At 41.3% G+C, this 23702-nt stretch carries 25 protein-coding genes; 12 read left to right on the forward strand and 13 right to left on the reverse strand.

The features are described 5' to 3' along the window. Positions 1–20 precede the first annotated feature (20 nt). The 5 genes from murI (at position 21) to GLIP_RS15210 (ending at position 4192) form a co-directional block, all read left to right on the forward strand. Complete coding sequence (gene murI, locus GLIP_RS15190; protein ID WP_161602058.1) at positions 21–827, forward strand: glutamate racemase; 807 nt, start codon at positions 21–23, stop codon at positions 825–827. A gap of 74 nt (positions 828–901) precedes the next feature. Beyond that, positions 902–1441 (forward strand): hypothetical protein, encoded by a 540-nt coding sequence (locus tag GLIP_RS15195; RefSeq protein ID WP_008845552.1) that lies wholly within the window; start codon positions 902–904, stop codon positions 1439–1441. A 378-nt stretch (positions 1442–1819) separates the two neighbouring features. Continuing rightward, the gene (locus tag GLIP_RS15200; RefSeq protein WP_008845553.1) at positions 1820–2608 is read left to right on the forward strand and encodes a gamma-glutamyl-gamma-aminobutyrate hydrolase family protein; all 789 of its coding nucleotides are present in this window, start codon (positions 1820–1822) and stop codon (positions 2606–2608) included. Next, positions 2595–3254 carry a TVP38/TMEM64 family protein gene (locus GLIP_RS15205; protein WP_008845554.1) on the forward strand — a complete coding sequence of 220 codons (660 nt, stop codon included), beginning with the start codon at positions 2595–2597 and terminating at the stop codon, positions 3252–3254. The genes GLIP_RS15200 and GLIP_RS15205 overlap by 14 nt, the downstream gene beginning before the upstream one ends. 35 nt (positions 3255–3289) lie before the next feature. Then, positions 3290–4192 (forward strand): histone deacetylase family protein, encoded by a 903-nt coding sequence (locus GLIP_RS15210; RefSeq protein WP_008845555.1) that lies wholly within the window; start codon positions 3290–3292, stop codon positions 4190–4192. Between the two features lie 67 nt (positions 4193–4259). On the opposite strand, the gene GLIP_RS15215 is transcribed toward GLIP_RS15210, so the two are convergent. Further along, entirely contained in the window at positions 4260–6287 is a 2028-nt protein-coding gene (locus GLIP_RS15215) for an NADPH-dependent 2,4-dienoyl-CoA reductase (protein WP_008845556.1), read from the reverse strand. Between the two features lie 111 nt (positions 6288–6398). On the opposite strand from GLIP_RS15215, the gene GLIP_RS15220 reads away from it, so the two are divergent. Then, on the forward strand, positions 6399–7403 hold the full coding sequence (locus tag GLIP_RS15220; RefSeq protein WP_008845557.1) for an oxidoreductase family protein: 1005 nt from the start codon (positions 6399–6401) through the stop codon (positions 7401–7403). On the opposite strand, the gene GLIP_RS15225 is transcribed toward GLIP_RS15220, so the two are convergent. Both GLIP_RS15225 and GLIP_RS15230 read right to left on the reverse strand, forming a co-directional pair. Beyond that, positions 7377–8129: a sulfite exporter TauE/SafE family protein gene (locus GLIP_RS15225; protein WP_008845558.1), complete on the reverse strand. Its 753-nt coding sequence runs from the start codon at positions 8127–8129 to the stop codon at positions 7377–7379. The two genes, GLIP_RS15220 and GLIP_RS15225, sit on opposite strands and share 27 nt — an antisense overlap. Positions 8130–8252: 123 nt before the next feature. After that, entirely contained in the window at positions 8253–8603 is a 351-nt protein-coding gene (locus GLIP_RS15230; RefSeq protein WP_008845559.1) for a MerR family transcriptional regulator, read from the reverse strand. A gap of 95 nt (positions 8604–8698) precedes the next feature. Here GLIP_RS15230 and GLIP_RS22350 point away from each other — a divergent pair, with 95 nt between their 5' ends. Beyond that, positions 8699–8995 (forward strand): hypothetical protein, encoded by a 297-nt coding sequence (locus tag GLIP_RS22350; RefSeq protein ID WP_008845560.1) that lies wholly within the window; start codon positions 8699–8701, stop codon positions 8993–8995. A 51-nt stretch (positions 8996–9046) separates the two neighbouring features. Then, a complete protein-coding gene (locus GLIP_RS22355; RefSeq protein ID WP_008845561.1) occupies positions 9047–9565 on the forward strand; it encodes a hypothetical protein in 519 nt (172 codons plus the stop codon). A gap of 41 nt (positions 9566–9606) precedes the next feature. On the opposite strand, the gene prpF is transcribed toward GLIP_RS22355, so the two are convergent. The 6 genes from prpF to GLIP_RS15265 all read right to left on the reverse strand — a co-directional run bounded on the left by prpF (position 9607) and on the right by GLIP_RS15265 (position 16640). Then, positions 9607–10788 carry a 2-methylaconitate cis-trans isomerase PrpF gene (gene prpF, locus GLIP_RS15240; RefSeq protein WP_008845562.1) on the reverse strand — a complete coding sequence of 394 codons (1182 nt, stop codon included), beginning with the start codon at positions 10786–10788 and terminating at the stop codon, positions 9607–9609. Next, a complete protein-coding gene (gene acnD, locus GLIP_RS15245; RefSeq protein WP_040523168.1) occupies positions 10785–13382 on the reverse strand; it encodes a Fe/S-dependent 2-methylisocitrate dehydratase AcnD in 2598 nt (865 codons plus the stop codon). Before acnD ends, prpF begins: the two co-directional genes overlap by 4 nt. 76 nt (positions 13383–13458) lie before the next feature. Further along, entirely contained in the window at positions 13459–14583 is a 1125-nt protein-coding gene (prpC, locus tag GLIP_RS15250; RefSeq protein WP_008845564.1) for a bifunctional 2-methylcitrate synthase/citrate synthase, read from the reverse strand. Positions 14584–14617: 34 nt separating this feature from the next. Beyond that, the gene (gene prpB, locus GLIP_RS15255; RefSeq protein WP_008845565.1) at positions 14618–15496 is read right to left on the reverse strand and encodes a methylisocitrate lyase; all 879 of its coding nucleotides are present in this window, start codon (positions 15494–15496) and stop codon (positions 14618–14620) included. 36 nt (positions 15497–15532) lie between these two features. After that, positions 15533–16198: a GntR family transcriptional regulator gene (locus GLIP_RS15260; protein ID WP_008845566.1), complete on the reverse strand. Its 666-nt coding sequence runs from the start codon at positions 16196–16198 to the stop codon at positions 15533–15535. Between the two features lie 250 nt (positions 16199–16448). Further along, entirely contained in the window at positions 16449–16640 is a 192-nt protein-coding gene (locus GLIP_RS15265) for a PLDc N-terminal domain-containing protein (protein WP_008845567.1), read from the reverse strand. 401 nt (positions 16641–17041) lie between these two features. Between GLIP_RS15265 and GLIP_RS15270 the strand changes: the two genes are divergently transcribed. Together GLIP_RS15270 and GLIP_RS15275 are read left to right on the forward strand one after the other, a co-directional pair. After that, positions 17042–18505 (forward strand): HDOD domain-containing protein, encoded by a 1464-nt coding sequence (locus GLIP_RS15270; RefSeq protein ID WP_008845568.1) that lies wholly within the window; start codon positions 17042–17044, stop codon positions 18503–18505. Positions 18506–18748: 243 nt separating this feature from the next. Next, complete coding sequence (locus GLIP_RS15275; RefSeq protein WP_008845569.1) at positions 18749–19624, forward strand: WYL domain-containing protein; 876 nt, start codon at positions 18749–18751, stop codon at positions 19622–19624. Here GLIP_RS15275 and GLIP_RS15280 read toward each other — a convergent pair. From GLIP_RS15280 to GLIP_RS15290, 3 genes are all read right to left on the reverse strand, one after another. Further along, the gene (locus tag GLIP_RS15280; RefSeq protein WP_008845570.1) at positions 19621–20148 is read right to left on the reverse strand and encodes a hypothetical protein; all 528 of its coding nucleotides are present in this window, start codon (positions 20146–20148) and stop codon (positions 19621–19623) included. The two genes, GLIP_RS15275 and GLIP_RS15280, sit on opposite strands and share 4 nt — an antisense overlap. 139 nt (positions 20149–20287) lie before the next feature. Continuing rightward, positions 20288–20998: a hypothetical protein gene (locus tag GLIP_RS15285; protein ID WP_008845571.1), complete on the reverse strand. Its 711-nt coding sequence runs from the start codon at positions 20996–20998 to the stop codon at positions 20288–20290. Positions 20999–21139: 141 nt separating this feature from the next. Next, positions 21140–22063 carry a LysR family transcriptional regulator gene (locus GLIP_RS15290; protein WP_008845572.1) on the reverse strand — a complete coding sequence of 308 codons (924 nt, stop codon included), beginning with the start codon at positions 22061–22063 and terminating at the stop codon, positions 21140–21142. A 117-nt stretch (positions 22064–22180) separates the two neighbouring features. Here GLIP_RS15290 and GLIP_RS15295 point away from each other — a divergent pair, with 117 nt between their 5' ends. Then, positions 22181–22762, forward strand: a complete 582-nt coding sequence (locus GLIP_RS15295; protein WP_008845573.1) for an FMN-dependent NADH-azoreductase — start codon at positions 22181–22183, stop codon at positions 22760–22762. A gap of 54 nt (positions 22763–22816) precedes the next feature. Here GLIP_RS15295 and GLIP_RS15300 read toward each other — a convergent pair whose 3' ends face one another. Further along, positions 22817–22996, reverse strand: a complete 180-nt coding sequence (locus GLIP_RS15300; protein WP_008845574.1) for a DUF6435 family protein — start codon at positions 22994–22996, stop codon at positions 22817–22819. 367 nt (positions 22997–23363) lie between these two features. On the opposite strand from GLIP_RS15300, the gene GLIP_RS15305 reads away from it, so the two are divergent. Continuing rightward, positions 23364–23702, forward strand: a 339-nt coding sequence (locus tag GLIP_RS15305; protein WP_040523108.1) for an ATP-binding protein, incomplete at its 3' end; no start/stop codon positions are given.

Here is a 23702-nt window from a genome sequence, read left to right on the forward strand (position 1 = left end):
ACCATTAAGGACATCGTTTGTTGTCTCACCAAAACAACGCAGCAATTGGCATTTTTGATTCAGGTATCGGAGGAATATCGGTCGCTGCGGCTATCCGCAAAATGATGCCTGAAGAAAATATCCTTTATGTGGCAGATAGCGCAAATGCCCCTTATGGCGGAAAGTCTGAGCAATTTGTATTGCAACGTTGTCAGCGCATTGTTGAGTTTCTTATTCAGCAAAAAGTCAAACTGATCGTGGTTGCATGTAACACGGCGACGTTAATTTGTATTTCAAAATTACGCGCTTTATATCCAATTCAATTTATCGGTGTTGAGCCAGGTATTAAACCAGCTTTGTTAGCCAGCCAATCAGGTGTTGTCGGTGTTCTTGCAACTCAAAATACCGTCAATAGTTTGCAATATCGACAGCTAGTGTCGCGTTTAAGTCAACAGAGCCGAGTGCTATCTCAGGCTTGTAACGGACTAGTAGACAGAATTGAGGCGGGCGAAATCGAATCTACAAGTACCCAGCTACTCATCAAACAATTTGTAACCCCGCTAATCGACCAAGGTGCTGATCAGATTGTTCTAGGCTGCACACATTATGGATTCGTTAGCCGTCAAATTCATGAGATTGTGAAGGACAGAGCTAGTTTGGTGAACACCAGCGATGCTATAGCAAGACAGACGTTGGCGGTACTAAACCGAGAAGGTCTTAAAAGTACGGATACACAACAAGGAGAAACCGTGCTTTTTTCCAATCAGGCAAATCCAAATTCTTTGAATATCGTTGAGCATTTGTGGCCAAATGAAGTTGAAGTAATACACCCATTTCCTGTGGATTAAAACAGTTTTTTATTTGGAAATCGTGTTGGTTCAGACTATGGTTATTCGGACTTTTATAAACTTGGAATTCGACAATGCGTTACCTAATCATTGCTGTTAGCGCACTCATTCTCACAGCCTGTGCCAGTCACAAAAACGTTTATCAGGGCGAGCACTTGGTTGTCCCGTCTATTGCAGAACTTAAAAGTTGGCAGTTATTTCATAAAGAAGATAAAACCTATCGATCTGATATGTGGCAAAAACGTGGTGAGCGTTGGGCTGATACTTTTGCGGTGAGTATATATTATCATCAGATAGCTGATTTAACTCAGAAGCGATTGCAAATGGATGAGCCAGGTAAGTCGCATTGCCAAGAATTTCAATCTATCGATATGTCACACCCTAAAATGTCAGGTCAGGGCGTGAACTTTTGGCAAACTCGATGTTTCGTCGGGGAGCGGGAAGTTGCGCGAATGCTGCATTTGATGATGCAAGGTCAAGAGAGTTTTTATCACATTCAAAAAGTCTGGGCTTTTGAGGTTGAAGAAAGCACTTTTGAGCAATGGAAACAACGTATGGAAGATACCTTTCTATGCGATATGGGGGCACAAAACAATACTTGCCCGCAGTCTTAAGAATTCATATTTCGCTACAGTCACTTAGCAAATTAGAGTTAAATTCCATAGGGTTTAGCACCCAGATTAAATCTCCCAGCACCGCTGAGTGTGGCGTAGACGAGCACGCTAGCTAAATATAGAAAAACTACATTTAGCTATGAAATTAATTCACTTTAGACGTGTTTTGATATCATGCTTTCTAGTTTGTTAAATTAGAGTTTTTATATAACTAATTGATTTTAATATAAATTAACGTTGCACTCCATTTTCCAATTAAGTGGCCTACACTTTGCTGTATACCATTGATATAAAAATAATAATTGGAAAATACGTTGAATACTCAATCGACAGAATTAAAAACTGTTTATTCTGCGCCTGTATTTTTGGGGAGGTTGCATGACAGTTGAATATCGTCCTTCTATTGCCGTTACAGGGCCGGATAAATCTGGTCTTACGGCTTGGCTATTTACCTCGCTTAATGTACGCATTGCAGGCGGGTATCCGGTACGAGTCACACCAAGTCGTTTCGAAGGGAGTTTCCATTTTGACGGCGTTATTATTGGTGGTGGTTCAGACATCCACCCAGATAACTACACTGCACAGAGAACTCCAAATGTGAATCGTTCACTATGGCTCAAGATTAAAGAAGTATTATGTTATCCGATGGAACTGTTGAGTTACTTTTCAAAACCTGCATACGATAAAGAGCGAGATGAAATGGAGAAGCAGTTTATTGATTTCGCAATTGAACACGATAAACCCATTTTAGGGATTTGCCGCGGGCATCAACTTTTGAATGCTAAATTAGGCGGCACTATGTATCAATCTACCTTACCTTTACTGCAAAAAAAAATGCGGATCCGTAGCCCCTTTCCTAGAAAAAAAGTTATTTACACAAAAGATGAATCACTGATTTCAGAGATCGCTGGAGATGATCCTATTGAAGTGAACGCGATTCATTCACAGGCAATAGCAAAGCCCGCAGACGATTTAGAGGTGACCGCAAAAGAGAAAGCTGGAATTAGTCAAGTAATTGAAAGTAAAAGTAGTGACAAATTGCTTGGCGTGCAATGGCATCCTGAATATTTGTTTTATATGAAAGCACATAGAAATATATTCGAATGGCTGGTGCAAACAGCTAAACAAGATAGCAAAAATATGGGTGATAATAATGGCGAAAAGTAACTACATAAAATTGGGTGTGATTGTTACAATATTAATTGCTGCAGTTATTGCTTATTTTTTCACTCCACTTGGAGACTATTTGAGTATCGAGAAAATAACAGAATTCACAGACAGCGTACCTCAGAGTTTTACCACTGCACTGGTCTTTTTAGGCGTTTTTTTTATTGGGGGAAGTCTTCTGGTCCCAATTCCATTGATGGCTTTCGCAGTGGGTCTAGTCTTTAATCTTTGGATCAGTATTTTAATTTGCATTCCCGGCTTTTTATTCGCCAGTTTAAGTGGTTATGGTGTAGGTAGATTCATCGGCGTAGAAGTTTTCGGTGAAAAGATTGGTAAGAGTCTAGAAAAGGTCAAAGATAAAATGGATGATAAAGGAGCTTGGGCTGTCCTTGCTTTGCGACTTGCACCAACTCCACCGTTCACTGTCACTAGTATTATTGGTGGTTCATTGCAGCTTAATATATGGAAATATGCTTTAGGTTCGACGCTTGGTATTATGCCTCTTGGGTTAAGTGCGGTGTTTTTTGGAGAAGGAGCGTTAAAAATGATGAAAGAGCCTTCGGGCTTAGCAGCGACCTCAATCGTTGCTGCAGTGATTTTATTTATTGTTTATCGCATTATGGTTAGAAAGCAAACTGAACAATAACCCAATCAACTCAATGGATAGAATTTAGGCCAAGTATGATCCCACTGGTATTTCACCCGATTTATTCAATCTTAGATTTACCCGTGCGGCATCGCTTTCCGATTCAAAAGTATCAGGCAATCTATTCGCAATTGCGGGAACTGGGTGTTCCTGAAACTCAATTTTATCAACCAGAACCTGTTGCTATCGATAACCTAAAACAGGTTTTCAACCCGCTTTACATTCAAGAACTCACCTCCGGAAAACTTGATGCGAAAGCAATGAGACGTATTGGTTTTCCATGGTCAGAGCAACTGATTACTCGTACCTTGACGGCTGCAGGAGGAACCTTGTTGGCGAGTCAATTGGCATTAGAGTATGGAAAAGCAATTAATCTCACCGGTGGATACCATCACGCATTTGCTAATTTTGGTTCTGGGTTTTGTATGGTCAATGATTTGTATTTAAGCGCACTACAAATGTTACGACATCCGCAAATTGACCGCGTTTTGATATTTGATTGTGACGTTCATCAGGGCGATGGTACTGCAAAGTTGGCGGAGAATAATCCGAATATAAAAACAGTTTCTATTCACGGTGAGAAGAACTTTCCGCATCGCAAACAACAGTCTGATTTAGACTTTCCGCTACCAAAAGGCACAACTGATTTCGACTATTTGGACACTGTCGATTGTGCGTTAAATTTAGCCATTAATAGTTTCCAACCCGATGCTGTGATTTATGATGCAGGTGTGGATGTCCATGAAAATGACGATTTAGGCCATTTATTGATCAGTACTCAGGGGGTATATTTACGCGACAAATTAGTTTTCGAACTTTGTGAGCGCAAAGGTTTACCTGTCGCTGCTGTTATCGGCGGAGGTTATCAGCGCAATATCGATGCCTTAGTAGATGTGCATTTACAACTTTTTCAAGCCGCGGGCGTTTATCAAAAATAAGTAACATGGCCTTAGCCCATGGTGTTTGTCTCTGGAATCGAGGATAAATCCCCGCGCTACGGCATCCTCAAATTTTCGCTGCTAATTCAGCACCTTGGCGTATCGCACGTTTTGCATCTAACTCTGCAGCTACATCTGCACCGCCAATCACATGCACTGACATACCCGCATCAAGCAAACTACTTTCGAGCTCTCTAAACGGTTCTTGTCCAGCGCAGACAATTATATTGTCTACCTCCAATAGCTTAGGTTTATCACCAATTTTGATGTGAAACCCTTTGTCGTTTATTTCTTCGTAGGTCACAGAGTTGATCATGTTAACTTTATGATGGGCAAGAGAAGTACGGTGGATCCAGCCTGTGGTTTTTCCTAAACCTGCACCGACTTTGGTGTCTTTACGTTGAAGTAAAAATACTTCTCGCTCAGTGGGTGTTATCTGAGGCGGCATCAGCGCCCCGGGATTTGCGAAATTTTTGTCAATGCCCCAATGCGATAACCATTTATCTAGGTTAGTGGTGAGGTTTTCCTGTTCAACTAAATATTCTGCAACATCAAATCCGATCCCGCCAGCGCCAATAATGGCGACTCGTTTGCCTACTTTCTTGTGGTCACGTAATACATCTAAATAACTCATTACACTGGGATGGTCTATGCCCGGAATGTTCAATTGACGCGGTTTTATGCCGGTGGCCATGACGACCTCATCAAAGCCTTGCCCTGTTAACCTAGTCACGTCAACATTAGTATTTAAGTGCAAGTTAACCCCTAATACATCAATGCGGCGAGCGTAATATCGTAAAGTTTCATAAAACTCTTCTTTACCAGGAATTTGCTTGGCGTAATTGAACTGTCCTCCAATTTCCGCTGATTTTTCAAATAAGTGTACTTCATGACCACGTTCAGCGGCATAAGTAGAGAACGCCAATCCGGCTGGCCCTGCACCTACAACCGCGATTTTCTTAGGCGATGCCACAGTTTTGAAAATCAACTCTGTTTCATAACAGGCCTGAGGATTAACTAAACAACTCGCTCTTTTTTGCGCAAAGGCATGATCTAAACACGCCTGATTGCATGCAATGCATGTGTTAATTTGATCTGATTCATTTCGCATTGCTTTAACAACAAAATCTGCATCGGCTAAAAATGGTCTCGCCATTGAAACCATATCTGCATCACCATTTGCTAAGACCGATTCTGCAACTTCGGGGGTATTGATGCGGTTTGTGGTAATAAGTGGAATGTTGACTTCTGATTTTAGTTTTTTGGTAACCCATGTGAAGGCTGCGCGTGGTACCGAAGTCGAAATGGTGGGGATTCGTGCTTCGTGCCAGCCAATGCCTGTATTGATAATAGTTGCGCCGGCTTTTTCAATCTCTTTGGCCAAATACACCACCTCTTCCCAAGGTGCGCCGCCTTCTACTAAGTCGATCATGGATAAGCGATAAATAATAATAAAATTGCTACCCACTTTTTGGCGTGTTTGTTTAACTGTTTCAATCGCTAAACGTGCTCGGTTTTCTAGACTGCCGCCCCATTCATCATCCCTCTGATTAGTTCGTTCGCAAAAGAATTGATTAATTAAATATCCCTCAGAACCCATAATTTCAACACCGTCATATCCAGCATATTGGGCGTAGCTTGCACAATTAGCGTAATCCTCAATGGTTTTTTGTACACCTCTTGAAGATAATGCTCGTGGTTTAAACGGTGAAATTGGCGCTTTTACTGAAGATGCTGATACGTTCAGTGGGTGGTATCCATATCGACCGGAATGTAATATCTGCATGCATATTTTACCGCCCTGAGCGTGCACAGCTTGGGTAATCACTTTGTGTTTTTTCGCATGTCGACGACTGCTCATACGGCCTGCAAATGGCGCAACCCAACCGGCGATATTAGGGCTGATACCGCCTGTGACGATGAGTCCAACGCCACCTTCTGCGCGTTTTGCATAAAACGCGGCGAGTTTCTCAAAACCACCTTTTTCTTCTTCCAGCCCCAGATGCATTGACCCCATTAAGGTGCGATTTTTTAATGTTGTGAAGCCAAGATCTAATGGCGCTAATAAGTGTGGAAATGGAGAGGCGGTTGTCATATCGTTGTCCTTAATGCTTATTCGCAAAGAGTAGAACGCCTAACGCTGGTGTGCAACTATTTGCACTTATTAAGCAGTCTGTTTTTCATTTTTTAGGGTCGCAATCTAGTTATGAGTCAACACTACCAAGTCGTTATATTGGAGCTATTACAACACTATTTTTCTGATAAAAAGGTGAGCAAAGTTGAGGCTATTCAATCATTATGGAGCGGCTACGGTGAAATCGCGCGCTATTGGGTGCCATCTAAAAAATCCTCGTATGTTGTAAAAGCAGTCAACCCAAACGCGGGTTCACAGCACCCAAGAGGATGGAATACTTCAATATCTCATCAGCGAAAGATGAACTCTTATCAAAACGAACAGCTTTTTTATCAACATTACAGCCCTATGACTAATGCCCTTTGTCGTGTGCCAATTTGCTACGCTGTGGGTAAGAGTAATCAAGTCAGTTGGTTAATTATGGAAGATTTAGATCAAAGTGGGTTCATAAATCGCTGTGACCACGCGCCATTGTCGATGATAAAACTCGGTATTCGCTGGCTTGCTTATTTTCATGCGCGGTTTTTAGAACATCAAACCACAAAGCTTTGGCCAATAGGCACTTATTGGCATCTGAAAACTCGCCCTGATGAATTTCAAAAGATGTCAAAAGGAGAGCTGAAAAATGCCGCCTTCGATATTGACAAAGCACTTAATGCTGCAAGCCATCAAGCTTTACTGCATGGTGATGCTAAGTTAGCCAACTTGTGCTTTACAACTGACAACGACAATTTAGCTGCAGTTGATTTTCAATATGTCGGTAAAGGTATCGGGATGAAAGATGTCGCTTACTTTTTGGGAAGCTGCTTGGATGAAAGGGGCCTGTTCGAACATGCAGAAGATTTGCTCAACCAGTACTTTGGTTTTTTACTTGAAGCCATTAATTATTACCAAATTAGCTATGACTTCGATAGTTTAGAAAAACAATGGAGAACCTTGTATCCCTTAGCATGGGCTGATTTTAATCGCTTTTTAAGTGGTTGGGCCGTCGAGCATTATAAACTCAATGACTACATGAAATTGCAAACTGAGCTAGCCTTACACTATTTATCAAACCAGCATAAAACAGGCAGCTAAAGCAGTAACCGCGATTATCAACCAGCGATATTGTTTGTCTGGAACCCGTTTGACGATATAAATTCCCGCCACGATTCCAAGCGCTATGAAGGGCAGACCAAGTAAACTTAAACTAAATGAATTGACTGTAATGGTGTCCCAACTCCATACGTGAAAGGGAACTTTAAACACATTGATAACCAAGAAAAACCATGCGGAAGTACCGATATATTCATTTTTTGGCAGCCTCATACTTAATAGATAAAGTGCCATAACTGAACCGGCGAGATTGCCAATCATGGTGGTAATCCCACCTAACATACCCATTAAAATAGCGAACCATAAGTAGTCCGGTATTTTGTCCTTGTTCGCTGTTTCCATCCACAACATGATGCCTAGACTTAGTATGATAATCCAAGCCATTACTTGCTTAAATATCTCATCATCGATGGTGTTACCAATGAATGTGGCGATCAAAACACCCAATGCTGCAGACGGGAACAATTTAATTAAAAAGCCCCAATTTGCATGCCGATGATAATATTTTACCGCAAATAAATCGGCCATGATGAGCATAGGTAACATCAAACCAGCAGAGGCCTTTCCTCCAAAAATTAGGGCAAGAATAGGCACTGCAAACATGGAAATACCATGCACACCAGCTTTTGCCATGCCGATAAAAAAGGCCACAACAATCAGTAATGACAGTTGTTGATAAGTGAGGCTGTATGTGAATAGTTCAAACATCGAATTGTGCAATTAAGTGGACTTTACAAGTTAATGAAAACACGCCATTTATCCAGATTTAAAAATTAAGTGCAAGGAGAGTTTCGGATGCATGATGATTTAGTGCATTTAATAACGAAGCGGTTAAAGCAACTCCTGTAGTTTAGACAGCCATCTATTTAAGGTTATTTTAGATTGCTCCAGTTCTGAAATCTTCTCGTCGATACGCTCGATTTGTGTGCTTATAGCGTCTTGAAGTAGTAAGCAGTTAGGTTTGGAGTTGGCTAGAAATGGAATAGCGGGCTTAATTTCTTTCAGTGTGAAACCCACAGACTGAGCCATTTTTATAAATTTTAACTCGTCTAAACAAGACTCTGGGTAATCACGATATCCGTTTGTTTTTCTCGGTGGAATCGTGAGCAAACCAATCTTTTCATAATAACGTAGGGTGTCTTTGCTAATTTCAGCTTTTTTAGCCAATTCATTCGCTTTCATTTTTGTTCCTGTTAAGCCTTAAAAAACACTTGACTATAGAGTGTACTCCATACTTTATACTGACGGTGATTAAATCGCTAATGAGGAAGGCAGTCATGTCTGAATATCAACCTGTTAATTATCTTGCGACTGATGGTTATGAGATTAAAGGACGCTTTTTTGCAACTGCAAATGCTAAAGCTATCATCGTGATCGCAAGTGCTACTGGTGTTCCTCAACGCTTTTATCGAAAGTTTGCTATGCAGGCAAATCAGCATAATTTTAACGTCGTAACATTTGATTATCGAGGTGTGGGAGAGTCGGCCCCCGCGTCTCTAAAGTCGTTTAAAATGGACTACCGGGATTGGGCCGATAAAGATCTTGAAGGCGTTATCAATCGCGTATCCGAGTAACCTTTACCGATTTTCGTATTAGGTCATTCATATGGTGGCCAAGCAGTAGGAATGCTGAATAATCATCAGAAGGTAACCGCAGCCTACACATTTGGTACCGGTGCGGGATGGCATGGATGGATGCCTATGCTGGAACGCCTAAAAGTATCATTCATGTGGAATATTATTGCGCCTATTTTAACTCGCTATAAAGGCTATCTTGGCTGGAGCGCGTTGGGCATGGGTGAGGATTTACCGTTGGATGTTTATAAGCAGTGGAAGCGTTGGTGTAGCTTTCCCCATTATTTCTTTCATGATCCGCAATACCCAGAAATGCATGAAAAATATGAGCAAATCAGCATGCCATTAAAAGCGGTAAATGCGATTGATGACAAATGGGCTTTGCCGCACTCGCGAGATGTTTTTATGGCTTACTATAAAAATGTTACTTTGCATACCGCAGACATTGACCCTAAAGAATTTGGCTTAAATGAAATTGGTCATATGGGCTATTTTTATGCTGCAGCATCTGGATTGTGGGATGATGTTTTTTCATTTTTCACCTCGCAATTGCCTAAAACGGCCAATTAGTTGGCCGCTTCAAAAGACACTTCAAAGTAATATAAACATCACTAACATTTGGGCTCGGGCACTCTTACCCAGCCTTCCATTAAGATCCTTGCACTGCGGCTCATAACGGCTTTTTCTACCTGCCATTTTCCGTTTTCCATCACTGCTTTTGCGCCTACTCGCAGAGTGCCTGATGGGTGTCCAAAGCAAACAGATTCTATGTCGCCACCGCCTGCAGCAAGATTCACCAAAGTACCAGGTACAGCAGCCGCTGTGCCGATAGCAACTGCCGCTGTTCCCATCATGGCGTGATGTAACTTGCCCATTGAAAGTGCACGTACCGATAAATCAACCTCAGACTTAGCCACACTTTTGCCACTTGATGCCAAGTAATCAGCTGGTGGTGCGACAAACGCCACTTTGGGAGTGTGTTGCCTTTGCGCGGCTTGTTCAAGTGACTCAATGAGCCCCATTTTTAACGCACCATGAGCACGAATGGTTTCGAATTTCACTAACGCATCCACATTACTATTGATGGCTTCTTGTAGTTCGGTACCTTGATAACCCAATTCATTCGCGTTTAAAAAAATGGTCGGGATTCCGGCGTTAATCAAAGTTGCATTAAGTTTGCCAACGCCAGGCACATCTAAAACCTCCGAAACTTCACCGGTCGGAAACATATCGCCTTCACCGTCTGCCGGGTCGATAAACTCAACTGGAATTTCCGCGGCAGGGAAGGTCACCCCATCTAGTTCAAAATCACCTAACTCCTGAACTTGTCCATTGCACATAGGTACATGAGCAATGATGGTTTTTTGAATATTTACCTGCCAGATTTTAATTGTGACTACACCATTTTCGACTAATTTTTCTGTTGGAATCAGTCCAGCATGAATTGCAAATGGTCCCACTGCTGCAGACAAGTTTCCACAGTTGCCCGACCAATCCACAAACGCTTTATCTATGGCGACTTGGCCAAATAAATAATCAACGTCATGATCGTGCTGCTCAGACTTGGCAACAATCACTGTTTTGCTGGTGCTTGAAGTCGCACCGCCCATACCATCTGTTTGCTTGCCATAGGGATCGGGACTGCCAATAACCCGTAACAATAACGCATCGCGATATGCACCAGCGGTTTGCGCTTGACTTGGCAGGTCGTCAAGCTTAAAGAACACCCCTTTACTTGTGCCACCTCGCATATAGGTGGCTGGAACTTTTATTTGTTGCGGGTAGTTACTCATGCGGTTTGTCCTTCAGACTCGAGAAAGTCTTGGGCAAAGCGTTGCAATACACCACCTGCTTCATAAATGGAGGCTTCTTCGGCAGTATCTAGACGACAATTCACCGGCACTTCTAAGCTTTCTCCGTTGCTACGATGAATCACTAAAGTTAAAGACGCGCCAGGTTGGCGATTGCCTTTTACGTCAAACACCTCACTGCCATCAATATTCAGCGTTTTGCGGGTTGTGCCAGCTTCAAATTCCAAAGGTAAAACGCCCATACCGATTAAGTTGGTACGATGGATACGCTCAAATCCTTCGGCCACTATGACTTCTACACCGGCTAAACGTACCCCTTTAGCAGCCCAATCCCGAGAAGAGCCTTGCCCATAATCAGCACCGGCAATAATAATCAGCGGCTGTTTGCGTTGCATGTAGGTTTCAATCGCATCCCACATACGCATTACTTTTCCTTCCGGTTCCAGTCGCGTAAGAGAACCTTGTTTGATATCACCGTTTTCCATCACCATTTCATTCAGCAGTTTTGGATTGGCAAATGTAGCCCGCTGTGCGGTTAGGTGATCACCTCTATGCGTAGCATAGGAATTAAAATCGACTTCCGGGACATCCATCGACAATAAATATTCACCCGCTGCACTGTCTGCCATTATCGCATTAGATGGTGAAAGGTGGTCAGTGGTAATGTTATCACCAAGTACAGCTAAAGCGCGCATGCCTTTCATATTGCGAGGGGCGGCCAATGCACCTTCCCAGTATGGGGGACGACGAATGTAGGTGCTCTTTTCGCGCCAATCGTAGAGTGGATCTATGTCTTCGCCGTAATCCACGCTCAAATCAAACATAGGATCATAGACTTTTTTGAACTGTTCTGGTTTCACACTACTGGCGACAATAGCATCAATTTCTTCGTCAGTAGGCCATAGATCTTTTAAGGTGATTGGGTTGCCTTGTGGATCGGTACCTAACACATCTTTTTCAATATCGAAGCGGATAGTTCCGGCAATCGCATAAGCCACCACTAACGGCGGAGAAGCTAAAAACGCTTGTTTTGCATAAGGGTGAATACGCCCATCAAAATTACGGTTGCCAGACAACACCGCAGTGGCATACAAATCACGCTCGATTACTTCTTGTTGAATTTTCGGATCTAACGCGCCACTCATACCGTTACAGGTTGTACAGGCAAAGCCGACTATGCCAAACCCGAGTTGTTCAAGTTCCGGTAACAAATTAGATTCTTCTAAATAAAGTTGTACGGCTTTTGACCCTGGCGCTAAAGACGTTTTGACCCAAGGTTTTCTAGTGAGCCCTAGTTTGTTGGCGTTTCTAGCGATCAACCCCGCTGCAATAACATTGCGCGGGTTACTGGTATTCGTACAACTGGTAATAGCTGCAATGATGACTGCGCCATCGGGCATTAATCCAGCTTGATTTTCTACTGTACCTGAAATGCCTAAAGCAGCTAAATCATTGGTAGAAACACGACGATGAGGGTTAGATGGGCCTGCAAGGTTTCGTCCCACAGTCGATAAATCGAATTGCAACACTCGCTCGTACTGAGCGTTATTTAATGTATCTGCCCAGAGACCAGTATGTTTGGCGTAATTTTCTACTAGTTGCACTTGTTCTTCATCGCGACCAGTGAGCTTAAGGTAATCGATGGTTTTGTCATCGATATAAAACATCGCGGCGGAAGCGCCAAATTCTGGTGTCATATTCGAAATAGTGGCTCGGTCACCTAAGGTTAAATTTGCCGCTCCTTCGCCATAAAATTCCAAATACGCAGAAACAACACGCTGGTTACGAAGAAACTCGGTAATCGAAAGGACTATGTCTGTTGCGGTGATACCCGGTTGACGTTTACCCGTTAGCTCAACGCCAATAATATTAGGTAAACGCATGTATGAAGCACGACCTAGCATGACACTCTCAGCTTCCAATCCTCCGACACCTAATGCAATTACACCGAGGGCATCAACATGAGGAGTATGGCTGTCCGTTCCCACTAACGTATCAGGGAAAGCAACGCCGTCTCTGGCATGCACAACGGGTGACATTTTTTCTAAGTTAATTTGATGCATGATGCCGTTACCCGGTGGAATAACGTCAATATTTTTAAACGCAGTTTTCGTCCAATTTATAAAGTGGAAGCGGTCTTCATTGCGGCGATCTTCAATGGCGCGATTCTTTTCAAATGCGTCAGTCTCAAAACCAGCATGTTCAACGGCGAGTGAGTGATCGACAATCAACTGAGTAGGTACAACTGGGTTTACTTTTGCCGGATCACCCCCTTTTAACGCAATTGCATCACGCAGCCCAGCTAAGTCTACTAACGCGGTTTGACCCAAAATATCATGGCAGACAACCCGAGCAGGGAACCAAGGGAAATCTAAATCGCGCTTGCGTTCGATAATCTGTTCTAATGCGGCATTGAGCATTTCAGGATCGCATTTACGTACTAAGTTCTCTGCTAGTACGCGAGATGTGTAGGGAAGCGTGTCATATGCGCCGGGCTTTATCGCATCGACCGCTTCTCGGGTATCAAAATAATCTAACTTGGAGTTGGGAAGGCGTTTTCTATATTGGGTATTCATCATTTTTTCTACCTTGCTATTGCGTGAGTAGAGTGGGCATCGATCATGCCCACTTGTTCTTTAGAAAAGTAAGCGCTTAGCGTTGCTCAATTGGCGTGACTTTACGTGGTTCTTCGCCGATATAGTCTGCACTAGGTCGGATAATACGGTTGTTGGCTCTTTGTTCCATGACATGAGCAGCCCAGCCGGTTAATCGCGAACACACAAAAATAGGCGTAAACAATTTAGTCGGAATACCCATAAAATGATATGCCGAAGCATGGAAGAAGTCGGCATTACAAAACAGTTTTTTGGTGTCCCACATAAATTCTTCACAGGCAACAGAAATATCGTACAAACTGGTATCACCAAATTCGCTAGCGAGTTTTTCTGACCATCTTTTAATAATTACATTACGTGGATCAGATTCACGATAAATGGCGTGTCCGAAGCCCATAATCTTTTCTTTATTCGCCAACATTTCTGCCATTTTTAATTTGGCATCTTCCGGTGAGCTGAATTTTTGAATCATGTCCATTGCAGCTTCGTTGGCGCCGCCATGTAGGGGACCGCGCAATGAACCGATGGCCCCTGTGATACAAGAAAACATATCTGACAAGGTTGATGCACAAACCCGCGCAGTGAATGTTGAAGCGTTGAATTCATGCTCAGCATATAAAATGAGTGATACGTCCATGACACGGCGATGCAATTCAGAAGGTGCTTGGTCTGTTAACAATTTTAAAAAGTGACCAGCAATTGAATCTTGATCTGTGTTGCATTCGATTTCCACATTATCGTGGGAAAAACGATACCAATAGCACATTATTGCTGGGAAAGCGGCTAGTAAACGATCAGCTGCCTGTTGTTGTTGGGTAAAGTCTTGCTCTGGCTCCAAGTTACCTAAAAATGAACAACCTGTACGCATGACATCCATTGGATGAGCATCGGCGGGAATACGTTTTAACACCTCTTTTAGTGCTTCTGGTAAGTCACGTTTTTCACTTAGGTTTTTTCGATAGTCTTCCAATTGTGTTGCATTGGGTAACTCACCTTTGAAAAGTAAGTAGGCGACTTCTTCGAATGTGGCATTATCAGCTAAATCTGATACGTCGTAGCCACGATAAGTCAATCCAGATCCGGATTTGCCAACTGTACACAATGCTGTTTCGCCTGCACTTTGACCACGTAGTCCTGCGCCACTTAGTTTTTTGTCAACCATGATAGAGTCCTGTTATTAATTTTAATCTGTAGGGTTATTTATTTTTGCCTTGTGAAAAAAGGCTATCTAGTTTTTGCTCGTAATCGTGATAGCCAAGATAGTCATACAGCTCCATACGGGTTTGCATAGTATCTACAACTGCTTTTTGATCTCCGTTGTTTAGAATAGAAGTGTAGACTGTTTCAGCGGCTTTATTCATTGCTCTAAAAGCGCTCAGCGGATAAAGCACCATAGCTGCGCCCCATTCACCAAGTTGTTGTTTATTCCATAATTCTGTTTTACCGAATTCAGTGATATTCGCCAAAATAGGGACATCTAAAGCATCAGCAAATGCACGGTAATGTTCTTCGGTTTGAACCGCTTCTGCGAAAATGCCATCTGCTCCGGCCGCAACATACGCTTTTGCTCTTTCAATAGCGGCTTCTAAACCTTCTTGGGCAAAGGCATCAGTACGTGCCATTATGAAAAAATCCGGATCCGTGCGCGCATCTACTGCCGCAGTTATGCGATCTGCCATTTCTTGAATCGAAACCACTTCTTTATTTGGACGATGCCCGCAACGTTTTTGCGCAACCTGGTCTTCCATGTGAACCGCGGCTGCACCTGCTTTTTCCATGTCTCTAATGGTCTTAGCAATATTAAACGCACCGCCCCAACCGGTGTCTATGTCGACTAATAACGGTAAATCGCATGCTGAGGTAATGCGCTGTACATCTACCAACACATCATTCAACGAAGTCATACCTAAATCGGGTAATCCATATGATGCGTTAGCCACTCCGCCACCTGATAAATAAATTGCTTTGTGACCTATTTGTTTTGCCATCATTGCAGAGTAGGCATTGATGGTGCCGACTATTTGTAAGGGAGAGTTGTCAATCAATGCCTGACGAAAGCGTTTACCTGGACTCATAATTTCCTCTTTTATAAATTCGGTGTCATAAATCAATTAAAATGACTGGAGTTTCTTTTCAATATTGTTTTTGGAATACAGAATGTGGCGACGCATTAACATTTCCGCCAGTTCACCATCACGATTAGCAATGGCTTGTACTATGTGTTTATGTTCTTCAAACGCGGTGGATACGCGAGGTCCCGCCATACCAAGTTGCACGCGATACATGCGTACTAAGTGATAAATGCCGTTTACCAGCATTGATATAAGATGTTCGTTTTTGCTTCCTACGATAATACGGTAATGAAAATCCACATCTCCAGCTTCTTGGTAATATGATTGACCTTGTTGGACTTCTTTAAAATGATCTGAAAGTAACGATTTCAGTTCAGCTATTTCACTATCGGTCATGTTAACCGCGGCTAATCTGGCTGCCATACCTTCAAGAGATTCACGCACTTGATAGAGTTGAACAAGGCCTTCAGGGGTTAAGCTAACTACTCTGGCGCCGACATTTGCTTTACGCTCAACTAGATGACACGCTTCCAAACGATTGATCGCTTCACGCACTACCGCACGACTGACGATATACCTTGTCGACAATTCTGTTTCACTGAGTTTGCTGCCAGATTGAATCTCACCTTCAACAATATCCTTGCGAAGTTGATAAAACGTTTTATCCGCCGCGGTTACCGGCGATTCAGATAAATATTTAACCAATGTTTGACGTCTTATGTCTATTGATAATGTCGACAATATAGACGTATATTGTCAGTTTTTCAAGTGTAAATGCAGATATTGTCGACAATTTCTGGATGTGTTTAATACTTGTTTAAACAACAGGGAGTTTACAAATGGAAGTGGAGCTAGGCGTTTCTAATAAAAAATGTGTCGCTAACCTATCCAACATTCAATAGGTTAGCGATCGGTAGATAATTTTAGTTAGGTTTATATTCAACCATTAATCTGTTTAAACGCCATAGCGGGGAGATTTTAACGGTGCTAGTAACAGATAAAATATCCATGCAAACCAAGAGATAAAGATGACGGCTAAAACCCATGCCGCTTTTTCACCTCCGCTTGTGCGGTTTGAGGTCGCAATTGCTACAATCGGAATAAGCCACAAGCAAAATATTACTAAGCCACATAAAAAACTAAACATCTGTAGTACCTCCATTCACCCTTTTTCAACTCATGTAGTTGGGTGGTTATTGTGAAAAAACAAATCAGGGTTCGTTTAATTCGTTCCTAATTCTTAATTACTTCACTGGAGCAAAATACATTCCAACCAGAAATTCGCTATATTTCAGATAGTTATGTTTTTATATGTCGATAGTTATGAAGGCTTTTGACCAAATAATAGTATTTTTAGCTAAAAATAAGTGGCGAAAACGTATTTAATATTCTGCTATGAATAGAACTTGGAACAAAAATGTAAATACAGAGGTTAAGGCTGTTATACTTTCACAAATAAAATGTAATTAAGTGTTTGATTACGTATCGATAATTTGGCGTACGTACGGATAGGATGGTTCCGTGGTGTGATGCCTTTTGGAACTTTATATGCGCGAAAAGTCAAAACTGACATCAGCTCAGTGGGTAGCGTTACTTGCCAAAGAAGAATTACCTGCAATTACCTCTATTGCGGGTATTTTGGATAAATTTTCTAACGATGATAGATCCTCAATACCTAGCTTAAGCAAAGTTATACTGCATGATCAGGCCTTGTCGTCTAGCTTATTGAAGGTAGCGAATAGTTCAAGTCGCTCGCCAATTAAGCGAGTTACGACCGTATCCCGTGCAGCCATTTTTCTCGGCATACAATCAGTTAAAAATATTTGTCTTACAGCAAAAGTGTTAGAAGGATTATTAAATAGTAAACATCTGGCTCCCGCTGTATATGAAAGATTGATGAAGTTGATGGCAAACGCATTTTTTGCCGGTCTATTGGCTAGAATGATGGTGCCAAATTACGACGAAAGTACCCAAGAAGAAGTGTATTTAGCGGCTATGATGTACAACATAGGAGAAACTTCTTTTTGGAGCACGGGTAACCCACTTACCCGTGAGCTCATCCAAAAAATAGGGATGCCGAAAGTGGCTTTTGAACAATATTGTGTTTCGGTAGCAGGTGTTAAGTTTAAAGAGTTAAGTATTGGACTCGCACGTACTTGGAATCTAGGTGAGCTGTTGATTAAATCTCTTGATCAGCCACAAAGTCGCACCAAAGAAATGAATATTATTCGCCTATCTAATCAACTAAGCGAAGCGATAGGATCTCCGCCAAAGAATCGAGCAAAGTTCGACAACTTACTTAAAGATATTTGCACTCTAATTAATGTTAAACAAAGTACGTTAAAACAAAATATCGAAACTACGCGCAAGTTAGCAGTCGAGTTATTAGGCTCTTATAATGCATCAGTGTTAGAAAGCTACATAAAACCACTACCGCAAGAAAAAGACTTTGGTGCGATTCCTAATTCTACTGAACTTGCCAATTTAAGTATTGAACAACAACTCATCATTAGTATCAGGTCACTCAATGCGTTGACTAAATCTAGTCGTAGTATCAACGAGTTTTTATCTTTAACTTTACAGCTATTATCTCAGATTTTTCATTTCCATCGTTGCAGTTTTTGGGTGTTTAACCAAGACAGAAGTGAATTGGAATGCAGACAAAGTGTAGATAGTGATGGTCAATCGACTCGTTTTCTTTATTCTTTTGCTATGGCTGAAACAGAAAATATTATGAGTTATGTCCTTGAACAAGACGAAGCAGTGTTTGTTGAAAATTATCAAGATGTAAAATGGCGCAATTATTTAACTTATGAATCTGAGCAATTGATAGAGTCAGGGGTACTTTGTTTGTCTCCGGTAAAAGTAAACGCTAAAGTCGTTGGTGTTATTAGTGCTCAATTCTTAGATAAGGCAAGTTATTTTACTGAAAATGAATTTATCCATTTTGAGTTAATAGCTGACCATTTGAATCTGTGTCTGTCTTATGTCTCAAAACGCATGCACTCTTAATTTTTATCAAAAGCATTAAAAAAGCCGTAAGCAAAAAATGCACACGGCCCAGGGAGTTCGACAGTTCACTACGCTGTCATTAAGTAGGACGTGCGTTACTAGCAAAAAGTTTAAAAAAACTTTTATTTTTTTCGTTCACTAATTGATAAGAGTATAGTTAAAATCAAATAGATGGCATCATTATGATTGCATTTTGTTTTTAATGCTCTTATAGTTAACAAAAAACGGAATGAGAGCGTAAAAATGCAAAGTGAATTAGACAATATGAATCATGGTCAACAAGAGCGGTTGGCCTTTATCGATTTTAGTTTGCAGTACTTTGGACATGTGGCAAGAACCGATTTAATCCAACGTTTTAAAACCGGTTTAGCCGCGAGTACTCGAGATTTTAGCGCCTACAAAGCGCTAGCCCCAAAAAATCTTATTTTAGTGCATCAAACCAAAAATTATCATCGAACTGCTGAATTTAAACCTGTCTTTAAACACGATCCTGAAGTGATTTTAACCTCATTAAGTCGTGGCTTCGGGAATGGCATATCAAACGGAATTCAGCCCTCTGAACAATGTTTTGATGCGGTTAGATTGATTCACCCTGATCAAAATATTATTGCCGCCCTTATGCGCGCAATTCATATTAAACAGCCTATAGAATGTGGTTACGTATCTATTAGTTCTGGTGAATCTACGCGTGTGATAGTGCCTCACGCAATTGTTAACAATGGGCATCGATGGCACGTCCGGGCATATGACAGGAAGCATCAAGGCTTTCGTGATTTTGTGTGTACCCGCTTCACCTTTGTGAATGCATTATCGCAGGATATAAATACCTTAGAAGCTGGACAGTATGATGAGCAGTGGAACAGTCAAATAGAGTTGATATTAATTGCTCACCCCAGTATTGAGCAGCCGAAAGCGATACAAATGGATTACGCGATGGTGGAAGGTAAATTGCGCGTAAAAGTGAGAGCTGCATTAGCAGCTTATCTGCTGCGTCAATGGCAGGTCGATTGCTCAAAAGGACATAAGTTTATTGGTCAGGGTTGCCAATTAGCACTGGCAAATACTGAAGTACTACAAAGTGTTGAAAATACTTCACTTGCCCCAGGTTATGCAGGCTAAAGTGAAATCACGGTTACCTGTCTGGCTTTTAATCGCAGCGCATTTTGTTGTTCATGTAATGCAAAAATAGTCAGGCAGGAAGCGCCATTTATTATTTTGAAAAGTAAATCGAGGTCGATCTGTTCGCTTGTGTCTGCATAGCTGCAGTTGCCTTCAACAAGAGCGTCAGCTTGCGCAAAAAATACAAGCGCATTGTAGCGATGGATATTTGCGTATAATTCGGCTAAATAGGTTTTTGAGATATTATTGATAAAAGTGCTAGTTAACAGTAATACGTTCTTTTGCGTTTTTTCGGCTAAATTTGCTAACCATAAACCCTGATTCAGATCCGACGTAGACAGTAAACCACAAGTCGAAATCGCATCTTTTTTGGTCATACTAATTAAGTGTGCAAAGTTATCTCTATCTTGATCTGATAATGGGGGCTCACGTAACGGATGAACAACGCTAGACAATACAAACGTATCTCTGTGGGAACCTTGGTTTTTTTCACTAAAATGCTTGGTGAAATTAACTAAATTCATCTAACTACTCTCGTTTATTTAATCTTAACAAGCCGATATGGATTCAATAACTTTCCCGTACTCTTGGCTATAGTGTAGACAAGTTTTATTCAAGTGTCCTTTTTCAGCCAACTTTTGTTGTGTGAGAACATGCCTGTTTTTAATTTTTTAGAGTTGATTTCATATGCGATGCAAGGCCTTCAGAAAACGCCTCTGTTTCATAGTAGACAGGTTTCATCGAGCCACAAAAACTAAGTCGCTGAATAAGTACGTTTTCCGCAGGCACTGTACTTTTCGCATTCACGTCAGTAATGCAACCAATGTTTTGAAACAACAAGATGATGTGATCGTAACTTGGAGCTCCTTGAATTTGATGCACGAGTGCTCGCACACTGTGACTTAATTCCACTTCGTCATATTTTTGCAGGTTATTGGGTTCACCCAGATCTTCTAGCATTCTAAGATACTTTTGCTCTGAAAAAGTGAGCTCTACTTGTTCATAAGTTAAACTTCCACCACGATCGAAATGGCCAATATACACATCAGCTTTAACGGTGACAGACTCTCCGCGCATTAACCTTTGAATATTAAAAGGTTCAGGTTTTATGGTAACTAAATCGGCATCTCTGGTTAAGAATACTAAGGCAGGATCTTTGGCTTCTAATTTATAAATTAACTGCACATTGTGTGGTTTTCTATAGCTAGGTAGATTAGAAACATATAAAGCAGAGGCGTGATTAAACACGACCATACCATGAATTCCCTGATAAGCAGGGTCTAATGGTTCTGTCGGCTCTGTGGCGTGAACTTTTTCGGCAAATACGATGCTTGAAACTACTAATAACAGCCAACATACAAATTTTCTAACCATAATAAACCTCTATTTCGCACCTAAGCGCAGATGATAACTCAAGTGCCAACAATTCGCGTATTATACTTACCTATTGGTAAGTTGTGATTGCACTTTAGTCTAAAAAATGGCTATTTCCACTTCCTGACGATAATCGGTATTTTATTTAACTCTATGGAAACATTGATCCCAGTATGGCTTTTCACCAAATCGAGAAATTAGATAATCAATAAACGCTCTAACCCTTGCCGTTAAGTATCGAGTTTGCGGGTAAATCGCGTATAAATTCATGTCGAACCACTTATACTCTGTTAATACGGGCACTAATAACCCTTCTGCGATTGCACGATGAGAAATAAATGTTGTCCCACATATAACGCCCAATCCAGCAATCGCGGCTTCATTCAATGCATCGCCGTTGTTGCTCAACATCCGTGGAGTCAAAGAAACTGAATGCGAATTTGCTTGTTGATCCTTATATCGCCATCGTGTGGGTTGCTTGATGTTGGAATAGCATAAAACAGGCATGTTTTTTAAATCATTAGGATGATTAATCGGACCATAGCGTTTAAGCAAGGACGGCGAACAACAGACTACATGCTTAATTTCTGCTAATTTTCTCGCCCGAAAGCTAGAATCCTCAAGCTGACCAATTCTGAGCGCTAAATCAAAACCTTCATCAATGATATCAACTTGGCGATCACTCATATCGATATCGAACGTGACCTGTTCATGTAAGTGCATAAATGCTGACATCGCGGATGATAGGTGGCCTATGCCAAAGCTTAATGGTGTTGCGACTTTTATTGTGCCGCTTAGTTCACCTGCAGCCATTTTGACTTGCGATTCCGTTTCATCTAAATCCTCCAATATTTGTTTACAGCGTTGATAATAAAACTCACCATCTTCTGTAACGTGCATGCGCCTTGTGGTTCTTTGCAACAGTTGCACGCCTAATCGCCCTTCTAGTTCTTTCATGCGCCGTGTAATGGCAGAAATGGCAATACCTAATTTATCTGCTGCTTTGGTTGAGGACTGACATTCCACCAAAGTGACGAATATACGAATTTGTTCAAGATGATTCATTATTATTCTGAAAAATAGAAAAGTTATTTTCAATATACGCTGTTTTTTCTAAATCCGTCAAATTTTACAATTGTTGCAAGTTTACATATTCCACTCACTAAATAGGGAACGAAAAAAATGAAACAATTATTACGAATTGACGCCAGTATGCGTAAAACCGGATCTGTTAGCCGCCAATTAGCCGATCGATTGATTACCAAGCTAGCTGACAAAAATAACTATGAAATTAAACTAAGAGATTTAACTGAATCTATTCCGTTTGTTAATGAGTCATGGATTAACGCAAACTTTACTGACCCTGCGGAGCGTTCGTCAGAGCAGCGTGCAATTTTGTCTTATTCGGATGCATTGGTTGCTGAATTGAAATCTGCAGAGGCCCTTGTTATTGCGACGCCAATTTACAACTTCGGCGTGCCTGCGGCGTTGAAAGCTTGGATAGACATGATTGCGCGAGCACGGGAAACATTTCAATACACTGAAAATGGTCCAGTGGGGCTACTAGAGGTTAAAAAAGCTTATGTGATAGTTACTTCGGGTGGAACACAACTCGGCTCAGAAATCGATTTCGTGTCATCATGGCTGCATCATATTTTAGGTTTTGTTGGAATTAAAGATGTACAAATTATTGACGGCAGTGGTTTGATGATAGATCAAGAAGCTGCGCTTAACCGCGCTGATGAGAAAATTGAAGCCGCTTAATACATCTAAGATTGACTCCAGAAAAAATTATCGCTTCTGGAGTCATCTACAATGCTAGGTTTTACAATTCATTTCTAGCTTTTCAATTTTTTCAAACAACGCTTCTGCCTCAGCGTTGTATTTTGTATATTTTTGCACATTTCCACTATGCTGTGCCTGCATGGCTTGGGCAAGTTTCTGGTCATATTTCTTACGTAATTTTTTAATTGGATTTGCTTTAAATAAACCAAACATAAATAACTAGTTATAAACTCCATTTAATACTATTACCTTAATCCTAGAAGATTCGATCATTTTTGCCTATTTTATTTTCAATAAAATTACTTTCGCTCTGTTTTTTCTATGACTATGGGTACTCAATACGCAATTTTTTTGCTGCTGTTTGAGTCAGCAAATAAGTGAAATCAAACACTTACGCCTTACTTGATAAAAGTTAGGGGGTTTGTATTTTATTTACTTAGATTTGGGGTGTTAAATTCATTTAATCCTCGCTAGAATCAGTCGCCGGACGGAATTCTACACCTGCATTTCAGCGTGTCTTACTTTTGCGTAAATGAATCCCGAGCTGGCTATCTCAATCATAATAATAAATAGGATGTTTATGCCTGGGTTACACCGCATTATTCTCATCGACACACACTTACCAGGTGTAGTGGAATTAAAATTAAATGGCCATACCAATATTTGTGGCACCAATGCCTCAGGCAAAACCACTTTACAGCGGTTAATCCCAGTATTTTATGGCGAATATCCGAGCCGTGTTGTTCCTTCGACACGCGATAGTTTCGAAAAGTGGTATTTACCCAGAGAATCCAGTTTTATCGTGTATGAGTATGCCCGAAATGAAGGGGATTTGTGTCAGGTTGTGCTCGCATCTTCAGGCAATGGGGTGAACTATCGATTTATTGGTAAGCCATTTGAATTATCTGATTATTTATAT

Source organism: Aliiglaciecola lipolytica E3 (assembly GCF_000314975.1).
GTDB lineage: Bacteria > Pseudomonadota > Gammaproteobacteria > Enterobacterales > Alteromonadaceae > Aliiglaciecola > Aliiglaciecola lipolytica.